The 552-nt window shown below is 35.3% G+C and carries 1 protein-coding gene and 1 pseudogene; both read right to left on the reverse strand.

Annotated elements, in window-relative coordinates:
• Positions 1–262 (reverse strand): annotated as a pseudogene (locus ACFIK8_RS12970) (hypothetical protein); the annotation flags it as partial.
• Entirely contained in the window at positions 259–402 is a 144-nt protein-coding gene (locus ACFIK8_RS12975; RefSeq protein ID WP_375636801.1) for a TrwH protein, read from the reverse strand. The pseudogene ACFIK8_RS12970 and the gene ACFIK8_RS12975, both read right to left, overlap by 4 nt.
• Positions 403–552 lie beyond the last annotated feature (150 nt).

A 552-nucleotide genomic window follows, 5' to 3' on the forward strand; every position in this document is an offset into this window, starting at 1 on the left:
CTGTTTGCGAAAGTTGTTCTTTTTTTAACTCAAGCTGTTTTTTTAAGAGCTCTATAATCTCCAGATATTCTGCTGGTAGAGCAGGTGGGGTCGGTGGAGCAGGTGGTGGCGGTGGAGGTGGAGAGGGATTATTTACTGTCTCTTTTTCCTCTATCGGAGTACATACAGTCCTAAATTTTCTGGGGTTCCAGTAACACTTATTAGCGAGAGCTGACGTTTCAAAAATTATACTGATCGCTATAGTGATAATTATCTTTTTCATCTGTCTCCTCGCTTGATTTCGGCAGGGATTGTTTTATTAATAGGTACACGGTTCCTATCATTGGGCTGTTTTAGCTTTGGTGCTAATGCACAAGCCGATAAAATGTTTGCAATCAAAATTGTAAGAATGACCGACTTCATTTTAATACGACTCTTTTTTACCGTTATATACATCATGATATTTATTGTCATTATTATAATTTTGACACTAAAATAAAGTGTATAGTTTGCGATAATTGATCTTTTCTTAATTTCATTTTTTAATTTATGAAAATAGCTCAATTTCAGTGC

It is taken from the genome of Bartonella sp. MR168JLCBS (assembly GCF_042194175.1).